The sequence below is a fragment of the Desulfosporosinus burensis genome (genome assembly GCF_054657535.1).
The window spans coordinates 304,617-317,351 of record NZ_BAAHYN010000001.1; the positions used below are offsets into that span (position 1 = coordinate 304,617).

At 42.7% G+C, this 12,735-nt stretch carries 23 protein-coding genes and 3 pseudogenes; 2 read left to right on the top strand and 24 right to left on the bottom strand.

The annotated features are described in order from the left end of the window. Positions 1-181 precede the first annotated feature (181 nt). The 5 genes from ACYQ3Q_RS01685 to ACYQ3Q_RS01705 form a co-directional block, all read right to left on the bottom strand. The gene (locus ACYQ3Q_RS01685; protein WP_459926941.1) at positions 182-1,192 is read right to left on the bottom strand and encodes a ParB N-terminal domain-containing protein; all 1,011 of its coding nucleotides are present in this window, start codon (positions 1,190-1,192) and stop codon (positions 182-184) included. Further along, entirely contained in the window at positions 1,182-1,979 is a 798-nt protein-coding gene (locus tag ACYQ3Q_RS01690; RefSeq protein ID WP_459926942.1) for a ParA family protein, read from the bottom strand. The genes ACYQ3Q_RS01685 and ACYQ3Q_RS01690 overlap by 11 nt, the downstream gene beginning before the upstream one ends. 164 nt (positions 1,980-2,143) lie before the next feature. Continuing rightward, the gene (locus ACYQ3Q_RS01695; RefSeq protein WP_459926943.1) at positions 2,144-2,305 is read right to left on the bottom strand and encodes a recombinase family protein; all 162 of its coding nucleotides are present in this window, start codon (positions 2,303-2,305) and stop codon (positions 2,144-2,146) included. Further along, on the bottom strand, positions 2,298-2,879 hold the full coding sequence (locus ACYQ3Q_RS01700) for a recombinase family protein (protein WP_459926944.1): 582 nt from the start codon (positions 2,877-2,879) through the stop codon (positions 2,298-2,300). The genes ACYQ3Q_RS01695 and ACYQ3Q_RS01700 overlap by 8 nt, the downstream gene beginning before the upstream one ends. Positions 2,880-2,947: 68 nt before the next feature. Beyond that, on the bottom strand, positions 2,948-3,049 hold the full coding sequence (locus tag ACYQ3Q_RS01705; protein ID WP_459926945.1) for an SHOCT domain-containing protein: 102 nt from the start codon (positions 3,047-3,049) through the stop codon (positions 2,948-2,950). Between the two features lie 205 nt (positions 3,050-3,254). Here ACYQ3Q_RS01705 and ACYQ3Q_RS01710 point away from each other — a divergent pair, with 205 nt between their 5' ends. Next, on the top strand, positions 3,255-3,722 hold the full coding sequence (locus tag ACYQ3Q_RS01710) for a DUF6789 family protein (RefSeq protein ID WP_459926946.1): 468 nt from the start codon (positions 3,255-3,257) through the stop codon (positions 3,720-3,722). A gap of 1 nt (position 3,723) precedes the next feature. On the opposite strand, the gene ACYQ3Q_RS01715 is transcribed toward ACYQ3Q_RS01710, so the two are convergent. From ACYQ3Q_RS01715 to ACYQ3Q_RS01780, 14 genes and pseudogenes are all read right to left on the bottom strand, one after another. Beyond that, a complete protein-coding gene (locus ACYQ3Q_RS01715) occupies positions 3,724-3,885 on the bottom strand; it encodes a hypothetical protein (RefSeq protein ID WP_459926947.1) in 162 nt (53 codons plus the stop codon). Positions 3,886-3,913: 28 nt separating this feature from the next. Then, positions 3,914-4,789 carry an N-acetylmuramoyl-L-alanine amidase gene (locus ACYQ3Q_RS01720; protein ID WP_459926948.1) on the bottom strand — a complete coding sequence of 292 codons (876 nt, stop codon included), beginning with the start codon at positions 4,787-4,789 and terminating at the stop codon, positions 3,914-3,916. A gap of 15 nt (positions 4,790-4,804) precedes the next feature. Continuing rightward, positions 4,805-5,029, bottom strand: coding sequence for a hypothetical protein (locus tag ACYQ3Q_RS01725; protein WP_459926949.1), 225 nt, complete (start codon positions 5,027-5,029; stop codon positions 4,805-4,807). Between the two features lie 87 nt (positions 5,030-5,116). After that, positions 5,117-5,284 carry a hypothetical protein gene (locus tag ACYQ3Q_RS01730; RefSeq protein ID WP_459926950.1) on the bottom strand — a complete coding sequence of 56 codons (168 nt, stop codon included), beginning with the start codon at positions 5,282-5,284 and terminating at the stop codon, positions 5,117-5,119. 17 nt (positions 5,285-5,301) lie between these two features. After that, positions 5,302-5,577, bottom strand: a complete 276-nt coding sequence (locus tag ACYQ3Q_RS01735) for a hypothetical protein (RefSeq protein ID WP_459926951.1) — start codon at positions 5,575-5,577, stop codon at positions 5,302-5,304. A 15-nt stretch (positions 5,578-5,592) separates the two neighbouring features. Further along, on the bottom strand, positions 5,593-5,718 hold the full coding sequence (locus ACYQ3Q_RS01740; protein ID WP_459926952.1) for a hypothetical protein: 126 nt from the start codon (positions 5,716-5,718) through the stop codon (positions 5,593-5,595). Between the two features lie 31 nt (positions 5,719-5,749). Next, positions 5,750-6,478, bottom strand: coding sequence for a hypothetical protein (locus tag ACYQ3Q_RS01745; protein WP_459926953.1), 729 nt, complete (start codon positions 6,476-6,478; stop codon positions 5,750-5,752). Continuing rightward, positions 6,397-6,798 (bottom strand): hypothetical protein, encoded by a 402-nt coding sequence (locus tag ACYQ3Q_RS01750; RefSeq protein WP_459926954.1) that lies wholly within the window; start codon positions 6,796-6,798, stop codon positions 6,397-6,399. Before ACYQ3Q_RS01750 ends, ACYQ3Q_RS01745 begins: the two co-directional genes overlap by 82 nt. Further along, entirely contained in the window at positions 6,782-7,714 is a 933-nt protein-coding gene (locus tag ACYQ3Q_RS01755; protein WP_459926955.1) for a DNA polymerase, read from the bottom strand. The genes ACYQ3Q_RS01750 and ACYQ3Q_RS01755 overlap by 17 nt, the downstream gene beginning before the upstream one ends. After that, positions 7,714-8,190 carry an ssDNA-binding protein gene (locus ACYQ3Q_RS01760; protein ID WP_459926956.1) on the bottom strand — a complete coding sequence of 159 codons (477 nt, stop codon included), beginning with the start codon at positions 8,188-8,190 and terminating at the stop codon, positions 7,714-7,716. The genes ACYQ3Q_RS01755 and ACYQ3Q_RS01760 overlap by 1 nt, the downstream gene beginning before the upstream one ends. A gap of 85 nt (positions 8,191-8,275) precedes the next feature. Continuing rightward, positions 8,276-8,425: a hypothetical protein gene (locus ACYQ3Q_RS01765; RefSeq protein ID WP_459926957.1), complete on the bottom strand. Its 150-nt coding sequence runs from the start codon at positions 8,423-8,425 to the stop codon at positions 8,276-8,278. Then, a pseudogene (locus ACYQ3Q_RS01770) lies at positions 8,415-9,002 on the bottom strand (DUF2800 domain-containing protein). The gene ACYQ3Q_RS01765 and the pseudogene ACYQ3Q_RS01770 overlap by 11 nt, the downstream one beginning before the upstream one ends. After that, complete coding sequence (locus ACYQ3Q_RS01775) at positions 8,987-9,475, bottom strand: DUF2800 domain-containing protein (RefSeq protein WP_459926958.1); 489 nt, start codon at positions 9,473-9,475, stop codon at positions 8,987-8,989. The pseudogene ACYQ3Q_RS01770 and the gene ACYQ3Q_RS01775 overlap by 16 nt, the downstream one beginning before the upstream one ends. Continuing rightward, positions 9,411-9,563 (bottom strand): DUF2800 domain-containing protein, encoded by a 153-nt coding sequence (locus ACYQ3Q_RS01780; RefSeq protein WP_459927183.1) that lies wholly within the window; start codon positions 9,561-9,563, stop codon positions 9,411-9,413. The genes ACYQ3Q_RS01775 and ACYQ3Q_RS01780 overlap by 65 nt, the downstream gene beginning before the upstream one ends. Here ACYQ3Q_RS01780 and ACYQ3Q_RS01785 point away from each other — a divergent pair. Beyond that, the gene (locus ACYQ3Q_RS01785; RefSeq protein WP_459927194.1) at positions 9,516-9,866 is read left to right on the top strand and encodes a hypothetical protein; all 351 of its coding nucleotides are present in this window, start codon (positions 9,516-9,518) and stop codon (positions 9,864-9,866) included. The two genes, ACYQ3Q_RS01780 and ACYQ3Q_RS01785, sit on opposite strands and share 48 nt — an antisense overlap. 285 nt (positions 9,867-10,151) lie before the next feature. On the opposite strand, the gene ACYQ3Q_RS01790 is transcribed toward ACYQ3Q_RS01785, so the two are convergent. From ACYQ3Q_RS01790 to ACYQ3Q_RS01810, 5 genes and pseudogenes are all read right to left on the bottom strand, one after another. Then, on the bottom strand, positions 10,152-10,676 hold the full coding sequence (locus ACYQ3Q_RS01790) for a hypothetical protein (RefSeq protein ID WP_459926959.1): 525 nt from the start codon (positions 10,674-10,676) through the stop codon (positions 10,152-10,154). Between the two features lie 76 nt (positions 10,677-10,752). Continuing rightward, positions 10,753-10,932: a hypothetical protein gene (locus tag ACYQ3Q_RS01795; RefSeq protein ID WP_459926960.1), complete on the bottom strand. Its 180-nt coding sequence runs from the start codon at positions 10,930-10,932 to the stop codon at positions 10,753-10,755. A gap of 169 nt (positions 10,933-11,101) precedes the next feature. Next, entirely contained in the window at positions 11,102-11,449 is a 348-nt protein-coding gene (locus tag ACYQ3Q_RS01800) for a thioredoxin family protein (RefSeq protein WP_459926961.1), read from the bottom strand. A 37-nt stretch (positions 11,450-11,486) separates the two neighbouring features. Beyond that, positions 11,487-11,783 (bottom strand): annotated as a pseudogene (locus tag ACYQ3Q_RS01805) (arsenate reductase family protein); the annotation flags it as partial. A gap of 384 nt (positions 11,784-12,167) precedes the next feature. Next, positions 12,168-12,563: pseudogene (locus tag ACYQ3Q_RS01810) on the bottom strand (type I restriction enzyme endonuclease domain-containing protein); the annotation flags it as partial. Positions 12,564-12,735 lie beyond the last annotated feature (172 nt).

The following is a 12,735-nucleotide window of genomic DNA, read 5'->3' on the forward strand; positions in this document are numbered from 1 at the left end:
GCTCGATTTCCGCTTTGTATCCCCTTGTGCGAGCTATAGTTGTCATGTATCCAAAGTAGTTGCAGGTCAGCCCCAGCTCCCAATTTTAATTTCCTTTTTTGTCGTGGGAGCAGTCGGTGCCGTAGGATATCTCAAAGTCATTGCCTCTGCACTTCGTACAGGTCGAGACATTTCTTGTCATTTAGGCCGTCTCCTCTTTAAGCTTATTGGAAAAATACCATCCCAGGGCCTCATCAACGATTCTTTCGATCTCGCTGGCCTTTGTGTCTGCAGGAAAATACTTGGAATAGACCTTGTGCTTGATTTTAACAGGCGGAGGTGTGGTTGACTTCGGCTTTTTATTGACTTCACCCGATAGGAATTGATAGGCAGTTTTCTCGTTCAGCTTGCTGCTTTCGGAGTAGCTGCGGAGCATTTCCGCCTTTTTCATATCCACCTTGAATTCATTTTCAGAAAGCACCTTTTCAATATCCTGCTGCTCCGCTTCGGCAAGGTAGGAGAGGGCAACGGCAGGGTAGATTCCGAATTCCCCACTATCCACACGTTTTTTTAGGGGTGCGGTCAGTTTGTCCACCCTTAAAAGCCGAGCCACGGTATTCTTAGATAATCCATATTCATCTGCGACCTTTTCCCGGCTCGTTAACTTCTGCCCTATTAGGGCAGAAGTTCCAGTTTCCTTGATATACTGCGGATTTTCAAGCATTCTAAGCTCTGCTATAATGTCGTTGCGCTTGCCCTGTGAGAACATTTTTGAGTGCCGCAAAGCAAGTACCGCCGCCTTTTCAGATGACAGCATGTCGGCAAATGAGCGCTGCATAACATTGGTTTCAATGACATACATCCACGCTTCTTCGTCCGAAAGGTTTTCCTTGATAATAAAGTCGCCTTCGTCAAGTCCTGCCAGTGTTCCGGCGTTCATGCGGTTGTGCCCCGCAAGCATTTCATATCTGCCATTGTCTTTTATACGGGTAATCATCGGAGTCAGGATGCCATAATTGCTGATGCTTGCAATCATATCGTCCAACCGCTCACCGCTGTACAGGCGAAAAGGATGATTGGGGTATGGGTCTAGCTGAGAAAACTTCAAGCGGACCACACCGTTTTTTACATTGGTTATTTGACTCTCCGGTTCCACTGCCATAAGCAGCTCGTCCATAGATTTAATCCGTTTCGGTGCGGGTCTATCCGGCATATCCAATCAACTCCTTTGCAAATTCCATATACGCAATCCCCGCCTTGGATTTGGGCTCAAATTCCAAAATGCTCAATCCACAGCGGTTGGCTTCGCCCACTCTGATAGAACGGGGAACGGAGGTTTTGAAAACTCTCATGCCTCCACGGTATGCTTCATTTACCTCCGCGCAGACTTCTTTGTGCAGATTGGTCTGCATATCGCACATGGTTAGCAGGATACCCTCAAATTCAATCTTGGGGTTAATCCTGCGCTTGATTTTAAGAATGGTTTTGGTCAGGTCTTGAAGCCCTATGGTAGCGTAGAATTCAGGGTTGATCGTGATGAGAACGCTATCGGCGGCGGAAAGAGCGTTGATTGTCAGCGGACCTAGGGAGGGATTTGTATCAATGAGGATATAGTCATAATCCCTACGTAAAGGCTCCAGGATACTGAAAAGCAATTTTTCGCTTCCCATCTCCATCCGCAGATTGGATTCTACCACCGACAAATGAATGTCGTTGGGGATAAAGTCAATCTTCCCGCGCTGCTGAATATACTCGCTCTTGGGCGGTAGTTCTTCCTCATCCATTGCCATTGTCATTAAGTTTGCAATCGTTGTATGAATTTTCGGGACATCTTCATTTTCATCTTCCAATACAAGAGAAGCCGTTAAGTTCGATTGGGGATCATAATCAACCACCAAAACTCGATAGCCTAACTCAGCCAGAGTGTAGCTAAGATTGCGGACACTTGTTGTTTTGGATACACCACCTTTCTGATTTGCAACAGTAATTATTTTGCACATTTTTCACCTTTCCTCCTTATCGTTTAAAATTGCTGATTTTTGCCTTTGAAAAAGGCGTAAAAAAATAGGCATAAATCGGTGGAAACCCGCTTGTTTACTGGGTTCTACTGATTTATGCCTATTATAACTCACGCATTTTCCAACATCCCGCTTATGGTTGAATCCTACCATTTTTCGTTTCCAGTAACAGTTTTAACTTTATCCTTCGTTAACCCTTTGGCGATTGCATTGTAGCTTTTCCCTTCAAGGTATTCCCTGAATACCCTGCGAACCAGTTCTGCTTGTTCTTCATTTATAACCAGTTCCCCATTGTCATTTTTATTCATAGCCGAGAAATCTTGTGGTATTGACTAGCACTCTGCCGCTTTCAAACTGTCTTAGAATTCCCCATTTTGTAACATCCGACTGATTTCTACTACTATCTTGTGCCATCCCGCTAAGAATGGTAAGCAAAAGTTCACCACCGGAACCAAGAGTGTCGATATTTTCCGTTTCAAAATAAACGGCTATTCCTTTATCTTTTAGCTTCCTTACAAAGTGTAGGCAGTCCTCGGTATTTCGAGCAAATCTTGATATCGATTTTGTAATAATCATATCTATTTTACCAGCCATACACTCATTAATCATTCTCAGAAATTCGGTTCTCTTTGTTGTAGTAGTTCCTGAGATCCCGTCATCTGCATATATATCAACCAGATCCCAATCTGTTCTTTTCCTAATGGTATCAGTATAGTGCTGTACCTGTGATTCGAAGCTCGTTTCCTGCTCTTTCAAATCTGTGCTCACCCTGCAGTAAGCGGCTACCCTTTTCTTTGCACCCAGGGCGAATCCTTTAACCACCTCGACTGGCTTTACCGGAATTACTGTAACGACCTTCTTTACTGCTGAATTTGAAGCCATATTATCCCCTCTCCCTTTTCCTTTATATTCCTTTTGTAGTGACATGATATAATTGCTTGGGACACTAATCAAGTCAAAAAGGACTTTCTATTTTCATTATCTATGGACATAAATTCTTCTTCGGTAATCAGATTTTCTCGTTTGAGCATCAGCAATATATGCAAACTCATCAGATAATTAATCAATTAATTTCTCCTCCCAAAATAAAAGGGCTCACCTCTTCGGCAAGCCCATTAACTCTTATAGATACTACTTATATAGAAGGAAATTACCGATTACTATTCAAACATAAATAATCCCTCTTATTATTGGAATAATATAGTCCATAGGAAATCAGTAACAAAACGAAAGTGAAATTTGAGAAGAGGTTAATAGATGATCAACGACCGGTTTACAAAAGGTGTTATTGGTGGTATGAGCGCTTCAATCCTACATTATATCTACGCATATTTTGCCAAACTTCTTGGGTTTACAAATGCAGATTACCTAGATGTTGCTCGCTCGGTATTATTAAACAGTACTGACCAAGGATTCTATGCAATCCTAGTCAGTTTCTTAGGTCAACTCGTAATAGATAGTTTTTGGGGAGTTATCTTTGTATTTTTGACCATTAAAATTTCTGAAGAATACTTTGTTTTTAAAGGAATCGTATTTGGCTTGGGGATTTGGTTTTTAGTAAGAGTAATTATAACAAAATTCTTTAAACTTCCAGTCCTATCCGACAATACACCTGAGATCGCATTCTTTTTCTTTATTGGAGCAGCTTTATTCGGACTTACACTAGCACTTGTACTTAAATTGCTCAATACTTTCTCCCGAAGAAACCGGGGTTCGATCTGCTAGATTACCCACACATCGACCAATCCCCAGAAATACACTCTGTACATCCCCCAACACGAATGAGTTTGTTTTGGCACACTGGGCATTTGTCGTGCTCGATTAGCCATTGTTCACATGGCTCCATACAATAGGCCTTTCGGTTGCAATCAATGCATACCTCTTTCATCAAATAGCCTCCCAGTACATGTATTTGATTATTTCCAAGTTACTCTATCTTTTGTCAGTAGTCTTAATCCCACATTAATAACTGCAATAACAGATGCCTGAACATCTGGGGTTAAAATGTCTTTTCCCGTTGCTTGTTGAGCGAACATAGCGGCCAACATCACAGCGTTGACCCAGAGGGTCTTAGAGTTATACCATACTTTTTCTGTTGGAACAATGACAGACTCCGGTATCGTATTAGGTTTTGGCAGTTCAATCGGCTTGGTCGTTTCAGCAGGTTTCGGCGGTTCTGGTACGAACACTGGTTCCGGCTTAGGTATAGTCGTTTGAGATGGTGTCGGTTCTACCAACTGCTTAACTGTTACTCCAAAGAAATCACAAATACCCTTGGCATGGGCTTCAGCAATAACCTGAAGGAACTTAAAGTCAGCGAGTTTAGCTGAATCTCCGGAATCAATAAAGCCATTCTCCGTAAGGATTGCTGGCATATTGGTGTGAACCAAGACGTAAAACTCCCGGTCAGTTTTAACTCCCCGATTAGACCAGCCACAAGCATAGACTAAGCGGTCAAGGAGTCTTTGAGCAGCTACTACCGCCCGTCCACCAGGGAGAGCATAGACCTCTGTCCCTGTTCCCCCACCTGCATTAATATGGATACTTATAAATAAATCTGCACCGAAGACGTTTGCTATGTCGCAGCGAGCCTTGAGTGATTCAGTCACGGTGCTGCCCCCAACGGAATCACCTTCCCTAGTTAGCTTTACCTCAAAGCCATTAAGCTGTAGAATATCGCTTAGTTTTCGTGCAATATTTAATGTTAAATCTTGCTCTCTTAGTCCGTTAGCCTGCGCTCCAGTATCCGCTCCGGATGAGTTATGTCCTGGATCAATACATACTTTTGGCATTTCTAAAAACCCTCCTTAATGTTGTGTAACTTGAAAAACGATAAGTCCATTTGAGATGGTTAATAAACTAGACAAAATGATTGTCATTGCCCACGTGGGTCTTCCCGTTAGGGCATCATCAAGTTTTTTCTCCAAGCGGTCAAATTTCTGTTGCACATCAAGCTCTAAGGATCCTAGTCTGTCTCTTAGCGCACTGACTTGTTCCTGTAAGACCGCTATTGCAGTTTCTTGCTCCCCCAAATGTTACCCCCTACTTTCTTTCCGTTCTATCTGTTAAAACCCATAAAAAAATAAGCCACTTGGCTTTTTAGGGATTTTATTATTTATTTATACTTGCGGAATTTCTGCAAAAAGTGGTGAAACTTGTGGTGTTATTAGGATTGCGTCACGTTCCAACTGAGTGATATATTTCGGAACATAAGACTGAACCTTTACAGGGTCGATCTTGCCCATTACCCACATATTCAGTATAAAAGGGTACATCGGACTATTCATTCAAATTCCTTCTTTCTTTAAATTAAACTCATGTCCAGCAGGTTCATAATCGCGTTTTCCGCTAGGTCAATTCTAGCTTTGAGTTGCTCCTCCTTCTCCTCGGGTGTGGGGGGGAGCTTCAGCGATGGATCTTTTTTGTAAGTATCCACCTCCCATCTATATTCCCCGCTTTTAATATCCAAAGGGAGTGGGACATCGGGAAGCTGAACTTCCAAATGCCCCAGTACAAACTGGTCACACACGTCTAGGATAATGCCCCCCGATTGACTCAATTTCAGCCATTTTCTTACCACGATTTCTCCTCCTTATCAAGTATAAGTTACTTCAAGAACTGGGCCATACGCTATTACATAGTTAGGATTACCGTCATACAGTGCTAACCCTCCGATAGTACCCACGTTGTAGTCGACTATTGCTTGATTAGGAATAGTCATCCATGCGGATTAACCCCAAGCAAGCGAGCCTTTAATCTTTTATAATCGTACAACCCCCACCTGTTCCTGTTTCGGCTACTCCTCTAAGATAAATATCCTGAGATGCGCTAGTTCCTCCCGCACTGTACCTGCTTAAATACAGCCTTGCAGATTTAACCGTAGTTACAACCGCGGCGATAAATCCTGAGAACCACATACAGCCTGTGTAGCAAGGATAAGCGCTACCTGTATATTGGCCTTGATATACGTCCGTAGATGAGTGCCAACCAACCGTTGCCCTATACGATTTAGTAGCATCATTGCAACGCGATATGTCGCAGTGATACACCCAGCCAACCGTTCCTGTGTCGTATGCTACTCCGTTACCCAAACCAGAAACACCATAGCTTCCGACGATGACAAAGCCTACCACCTCCACATATTTACTTCGTGAAGCCACAACAATATCGTAGGTGGCATAATTTATTCGACAACCATCCGTAGTGTTGTAGGTAGTTCTACCCCCGAATAGCTTGATCGCAGCTGTACAGTCTTGTATTATAATACACCCATTTAGGAACGATGTTGTAGTAGCAGATGGGAAGTTTATGGCTATTGTCCCGCCCGAAAAGTTTCTTATGCTGAGTGACTCATTATATGTGCCTGCTGCTACATTGATAGTTACAACTGCATTTTCCTCTAGGATTTTGTTAAGAATGTTAATTGCTTTTTGAATCGTCTTAAAAGCAGTACCCGCAGCCAAACCAGTATTATCTCGCACACTTCTTCTAGTAATCCACTACCCACTGGTGCGGTGATGACCAATTCGTCATGGACGTGCATCGCGATCTTGTATCCAGCCTTATCGACCCGCAGCATGGCATCGGCGAGACAGTCTCTAGCCACTGCCTGGACAATATTTTCTACGAGCCTACCCCCATAGGTGCTCATGCGGCACCATTGTTTATTCTCACCGATGCCTTCATAGGAGATGGCCTCGCGACCGAATTTATTAAGCTCCATATTAGGCTTGATGTAGGAGAGCCCTCTACCTGACGGTAGCGTAATAAATAGGATTCCGCTTTCAACATGGAACTTCACATTGCCAACAACATGGCTGTTTATTTGTAACTGCTTTCTTTGCGGCATCATCTACGGCATACCAGTATTTAACGATCTTGTTATTAGCCCGCCTCCAAGCCTTAACCAGTCCGTCAAGTTCTTCTTCCTTAAGTCCCTTGTCCAAGGCCCCCATAGCTACGAGGGCATTTGCTCCCCCTTGGTAGCCGAGGGCCAATTCAGATATTTTATCTTTTTGCCTAAGCTCGTACTCTGGATTCCCTTTGACGATGCGTTCCACAGGTACACTGAACATCTGTGAAGCAGAGGCTTCGTAAATTTTGCCATGGCCTTTAAACACATCGAGTCGCCATTTCTCTCCAGCGAGCCAGCCTAACACACGCGCTTCAATGGCCGAGAAGTCGGCTACGATAATTCGATGACCTTGCGGTGGAATAAAGGCGGTTCGGATGAGTTCAGAAAGCACGCCCGGCACACTATCGTAGAGCATTTCTAAAAGATTAAAGTCTCCGGCCTTTACGATCTCACGCGCCAGTTCCAAGTCTGGTAGGTGATTTTGTGGTAGATTATGAATTTGTATAAGCCTTCCAGCCCACCGGCCTGTCCTATTCGCACCGTAAAACTGTAACAGTCCACGTACATGCTTGTCCGGGCAGATGGCTCTTTGGATGGCGTTATATTTCTTGATGGACGTTTTAGCCATTTCTTGTCGTAGCTGGAGTAGCCTTTGGACCCCACCTTCTGTGGTACTCTCTAAATCGGCCACAACCTTTTTGGATAAGTTATCGATCTCAAGTCCGTTGCCTAAAAACCATTCTTTAAGCTGAGCCACACTGTTGGGATTGTCCAGCCCGGTTAGTTCCTTGGCTTCTTCGAAGATGCCTGATCGGTACTGTTTAACACACCGGATAGCGTTTTTCACAAGTTCGATATCCACTAAAATTCCTCGGTCGTTGATCTATTGGTCGAGCACCCAAAGTGCCTGCTCATTGTCGGATATGGGATACTTCTCAAGTTTCTTCCGTATAGACTGCTCAACTTCAACGTCTCTTTTGCAATAATCCTTAAATGTGGCCCACTTCTCTGGCGCATGGCTTGGCAAGTTCCTCGTCCTACTACCGTTGGTTTTTGTGTCGCGTAGTTATCATCATCCGATCGGTCAATATCTCCATCTCGAAGTGGTCGTTTGAAACCAGCACCACTCGTGAACTTTGCGCCATGCTTGGCAACTCCTACTTTTTCGGCTTCTTTTATGCCAGCGTTAATTTTTTCGATTGTTTCTTTGTCCTTTTTAGATATTACGAGGCTCACAGAGTATTTTTCGTCTCCCCCATTAATGCTCTTTGGTGTCCATACATTACAAAATGAGAATCTTACTTTCCCTGTGATTACCTTTGTCGTTTCGTTTGCCATTATTTTCATGTCCCCTTTATGCTTTTACTACGCTGCGGACCGAGGTCTTTGAATTCCTTACAACCTCTGACCTGAATCTTTTTTGTTACAAAGTCGATGATAACTTTTCCATCAACTGTACGAATACCAGAATATCCAGTCTGCGGTTAAGCACGATTCCTTGGTAATCATATTTATTGACGTAAATGATTTCCCCGTCGCCTTTAATTTGCAAACGCTCCATATTAAATGGCATCCGCAAAATCACTCCTTGCGGCATCGAATGGATTCCATTCCTGATGCTTGTCCGACTCTAGCACCAGCGAGGGTTTGCCTGGAGGTGCGATACACAAACCTCCCAGTAGTTCCCTAAACCGTTGCTTGCCAAGAAGCTGTGTCATAGCCGTTATGCCGAGAAGATGCTAGGTATAAATCTGGGCCTCGTCGAAGTCGCCAGTCGCCAACACCTGCTCTGCGATCTTGGCTTCATCCGTATATTTCCGTCGACTCACACCTTCGATCAATTTGTAGCCCGACCATTTTTTTCGACCAGCCATCGCTTCCTTCTCGGCAAACTCCCAGACATCCTTTACCCAAGATTTCAGCTCGTTTGCTTGGGCTAGAACCTTTGACATCTCGTCATCATTCAATAATTCAGGCAGCTTGAAGTCCAGTTTAGCAAGTTCTAAATTGGTATTGGCTCGCTCTCGGCATTGACTCCTTGCCCGGCAAAAGCGACAATGCTCGCCGGATATAAATTCGCCTTTACCTCTAAAGGCGAGTGTGGCCTTGGGTTTTAACTCCGTCTCTGCCCATTTCAAAAGTTCGTCCACTGAGAGCTCAAAGGTAGATATATTGTCGAGTCTGGGTTGGCAGATCGTCTACGTACTTTTTCGATGTCATACAAGAGGTTAAATAGTTCCAGTGCCCCTAGTGCGTAGAGCATCATTTGGGTATTGTGTTTTGCTGATACTAGAACCCCTTTACCATATTTAAGATCAATCACATCGAGAATGTCATCCGACACGATCACAAAATCGCCTGTCCCGAAGCCCTCCGGTGCATAGTGGGAGTAGTCTAATCGTTGTTCGACCAGGGCTAGTGAATCACTTGACCTTGTTTTAGCCTCAGCGATCAATTCACAGACGTAGTCGACGTAGGCATCCGTGTAGAATTCTAACTCCTGAGAGTTATACTTACTGATTGGCTTTTTTGTTTTGATTTTAAGAAACTTGCGAAGCTTATGCTCTGATAAGGCATGTTGCAGCAGTACCTTCTTCCATAAAGGTGCTAGTTTTGTCTGCAAACGATTCCTCAAGTCTGACCGAGGGCGTACAGTTAAAGTAATGTTTTATAATGCATTTTTGGACATCATGGGCTGTTTGGCCCAGCATTTTGGCTATAAGTGTGCCATCCAAATTAAAGATTCTTTTGGTTACGTAGTGGGTGGTGTCTTTGGGGCATTAGTCATGGTATGGTTAATGGCTGATTTCTATCTAAAGGTGGATGTTGGGGATGAAGAGGAAGTGCCCCCCTATTCAGCTATAGTTAGGGCAGGTGCCGGAAAAAAAGCTAAATATTATGCAAACCCGCAGAACCTGACCGAAGTAGTAGAAGTGTTTATTAGCTATGTTTTTATCAAAATCTTTCCTAAACATAAATCTCTGGCTTATAAAAATGCGAAAGTCATTCATTAATATTGGGTCTTGCTAACGCTACTTATATTGATTCTCGGGGTATTACTCGCGACGTGGTCGTACATCCCTTAACAAATAATGCAAAAAACCCGCTACCTTGATAGCGGGTTTTTAATGTTAGAGAAAATTACGGTTAATTAATTTAAAAGACATGACAGGGGAGTTCCTAGATTTGGGCAGAAAATGTTTAGTGCTTCCGCCACATCAAAAACGGTCAATATTCTCCACCTAACCTAAGACGATCCAATCCAGCAACATCGATTCAATGCCGCCGGGTGTTTGGGACTACTTAAGTAAACTTCTAAAGTGTTCATAATATCCCCGATGGAAATACTGAATACCGGGAGGATAAAGATAGTCGTGCAATTTCTCTAACTCCCGACGACTTTGATAGTAGAGGATGCCACTAAACTCCGAAAGATTGGTCGCCTTTTGGACGCGCTTAGGAGTTACTTCAACTTGTGAACTCAACATCTCTGTAAGCTGTTCAAGAAAATATCGATTGCCGTAGATTCGCAAACGCTGTGATCTTCGTTCTTTACTGCGTTGCCGGATAGTGAGAGTATCCACTGAACTATGCAATTCAATGTAGGCGCGGATAAAATTGGCATGTTCCCGAATATTTGGGTAGCTGCGCTGCTCACTGAGGCGAGTTTGCCAACCATATTGTGTTAATTGGTTTAGATCAAAGTTAAATAACTTAAGTTTGTACTGTGCACGAGTTAGGGATTCTCCGGCAAAAACACTGGTTGGAATATTCAAGGCTTTGCGAACAACGTCCAGAAAATATCTGTCATGGTGTCTAAGCATAAAATAAGGATATCTGTCTTCGATAGGGCTACCAATTGACCATAGAATGCCGAGAACGTATATGTCCATCATGTTTTCAAGGCTTTCTATAGATATTTAGGCCGATCTTTATTTCCTCTTTTTCAGGTATTGACACATTTCCTTCAGTCGAGGCAAGGATTATACTTTTCCCCGAAGCAGATTTGCCAAATTCCTTTGAGATATCGACCGTTATAGTCAATATATTGCCATCCAACTTCATTTCACAATTCTTCACAGGAATGCCCCTCCTTATTGGTTCATTATTTCCATTCTCTGTCTACAGTGATAGTCTCTCTTTGTATGATTTTTCGATTGTAGTCTTTATTCAATTTATGGGGGCGTGTAGCTGTATTGAAGAGCGAACTTTGTTCTTGGCTGCCATCATCCGCAGATACCAACACTTCCTATTTTGACTCTATTAGTATAATCTCATCCTTAATAAGGATTAAGGTTCTCTCGATTTTCTCAAAATCAATAAATCGGCTTTCTCTAAGAATTTCTCGGCCTTCATGCATCATAAGAATCGTCGGTACTGTGAAAACCAATAATTGCCCTGCAATTTCTACATGCTCATCGATATTTATTTTTACCACCTTGATTGGATGATCATTGACTAGATTCATCAGCCTTGGGAAAACAGCATGGCAAACATTACAGTCCTGGGAGCTAAAATAAAGAATAACCTGTCCCTCTTCTGCTATGAACTGTTTGAGATGATCATATGATTGAAAAATAGCTGGTTCATTGTTCATAATAATTGAATCTTCCATTCTAAAATAATAATCTTTTTCATTTATTCTTCATTTCTAACTTGAACCCAATAATCAACTCATTGTTCCTTACAACCAAGGGTCTGATCATTGCCTTTGGATTGGTCTCAAGAAAACTGGCAACGGCCAATTCGTTTGACTCCTCAAGTTCCTTCCCAAGATCCTTGTAAGTTTTGCTTTTCTTGTTAAGCAGGCCCTGAATGGCAATTCCCCCAAGTTTCGATAATTCGAGCAGCTCATCGACTGAGAGAGGGTTTTTTACAATGTTCCGGTACTCGAACATAACATTTTCTTGCAGAAGGCCCGCTTCTGCTTTACGACAAGTCGTTCACTGGGGAAAACAATAAAATGTGAGCATTCTTTCTCCTCCAAGTCCATGATGTTTATAAGTTAGCCCCTTTTTAGTAGCAATTCTCTTCACGAAAATTGACCTCTTACGAACTTATTCAGCATCACTACTTCGAACAAACCGACAAAGGTTAGCATCCCACTTCCATCCTGATTGATCTTCGGAATTGCTACTCAGAAGCTTTGGTCAAAACGTCATGCTCGTGATTCGATCAACGCCGTCCCAAACCATTCTTCTAGGGAAATGTTGAGCGATTTACAAATAGCGTCTAGTCGCGCCTTGACCTTTTCATCTGCTGGGAAAGTTATGTACATAACAATTACCTCTATTTAGTCGTAAAAAGGCCTACCATTCTGTTGTAGCACATAGCGAATAGGCTCTAGCCATTTCAGTAACTAGCTTGATATAATCATCTTTTCTATTTTCACGAAGCTCAATAATAAAGTCCATCGTTTCAACGATTGCTTGCATTTTCTCGCTTGGTTTACCCGTAAAGAATTTGCTGTAGTCATGCCCATGAAGCATTTCCTTAATCAGATCGTGCCTTTCAAGCATGGCATATGCTGCTTCTTCTGTATCTACACCAGTTGTTTTCTTATCGCTCTCCGTATATTAGGATAGTGCTTCTTTTAATTTTTCTGCAATACCAATATAGTCGACAATAAGTCCACCTTGTTTCTCTCGAAATACTCGATTGACTCTTGCAATGGCTTGCATCAGGTTATGCCCCTGCATGGGCTTATCGATGGATTCGCTCACTTCAAAGGATACCAAAATGGTACCCAATGCTCATTCAATCGGAGACCACAAAGTGGTCTTTTTTCTTTTTATGCTCATTAATATGGGGACCAAAGCTGTGATATAAAAAAACTGATGGAAAATTCGGTAGAAAAATGGTAGATTTTTGTTGCGAGCAAAA

Bases quoted from the DNA above. Each gene is read 5' to 3' on its own strand.
- ACYQ3Q_RS01685 (WP_459926941.1), bottom strand. From the start codon at position 1,192: ATGCCGGATAGACCCGCACCGAAACGGATTAAATCTATGGACGAGCTG.
- ACYQ3Q_RS01690 (WP_459926942.1), bottom strand. From the start codon at position 1,979: ATGTGCAAAATAATTACTGTTGCAAATCAGAAAGGTGGTGTATCCAAA.
- ACYQ3Q_RS01695 (WP_459926943.1), bottom strand. From the start codon at position 2,305: ATGAATAAAAATGACAATGGGGAACTGGTTATAAATGAAGAACAAGCA.
- ACYQ3Q_RS01700 (WP_459926944.1), bottom strand. From the start codon at position 2,879: ATGGCTTCAAATTCAGCAGTAAAGAAGGTCGTTACAGTAATTCCGGTA.
- ACYQ3Q_RS01705 (WP_459926945.1), bottom strand. From the start codon at position 3,049: ATGAGTTTGCATATATTGCTGATGCTCAAACGAGAAAATCTGATTACC.
- ACYQ3Q_RS01710 (WP_459926946.1), top strand. From the start codon at position 3,255: ATGATCAACGACCGGTTTACAAAAGGTGTTATTGGTGGTATGAGCGCT.
- ACYQ3Q_RS01715 (WP_459926947.1), bottom strand. From the start codon at position 3,885: ATGAAAGAGGTATGCATTGATTGCAACCGAAAGGCCTATTGTATGGAG.
- ACYQ3Q_RS01720 (WP_459926948.1), bottom strand. From the start codon at position 4,789: ATGCCAAAAGTATGTATTGATCCAGGACATAACTCATCCGGAGCGGAT.
- ACYQ3Q_RS01730 (WP_459926950.1), bottom strand. From the start codon at position 5,284: ATGAATAGTCCGATGTACCCTTTTATACTGAATATGTGGGTAATGGGC.
- ACYQ3Q_RS01740 (WP_459926952.1), bottom strand. From the start codon at position 5,718: ATGACTATTCCTAATCAAGCAATAGTCGACTACAACGTGGGTACTATC.
- ACYQ3Q_RS01760 (WP_459926956.1), bottom strand. From the start codon at position 8,190: ATGGCAAACGAAACGACAAAGGTAATCACAGGGAAAGTAAGATTCTCA.
- ACYQ3Q_RS01765 (WP_459926957.1), bottom strand. From the start codon at position 8,425: ATGCCATTTAATATGGAGCGTTTGCAAATTAAAGGCGACGGGGAAATC.
- ACYQ3Q_RS01785 (WP_459927194.1), top strand. From the start codon at position 9,516: ATGTTTTATAATGCATTTTTGGACATCATGGGCTGTTTGGCCCAGCAT.
- ACYQ3Q_RS01780 (WP_459927183.1), bottom strand. From the start codon at position 9,563: ATGCTGGGCCAAACAGCCCATGATGTCCAAAAATGCATTATAAAACAT.
- ACYQ3Q_RS01790 (WP_459926959.1), bottom strand. From the start codon at position 10,676: ATGCTTAGACACCATGACAGATATTTTCTGGACGTTGTTCGCAAAGCC.
- ACYQ3Q_RS01800 (WP_459926961.1), bottom strand. From the start codon at position 11,449: ATGAACAATGAACCAGCTATTTTTCAATCATATGATCATCTCAAACAG.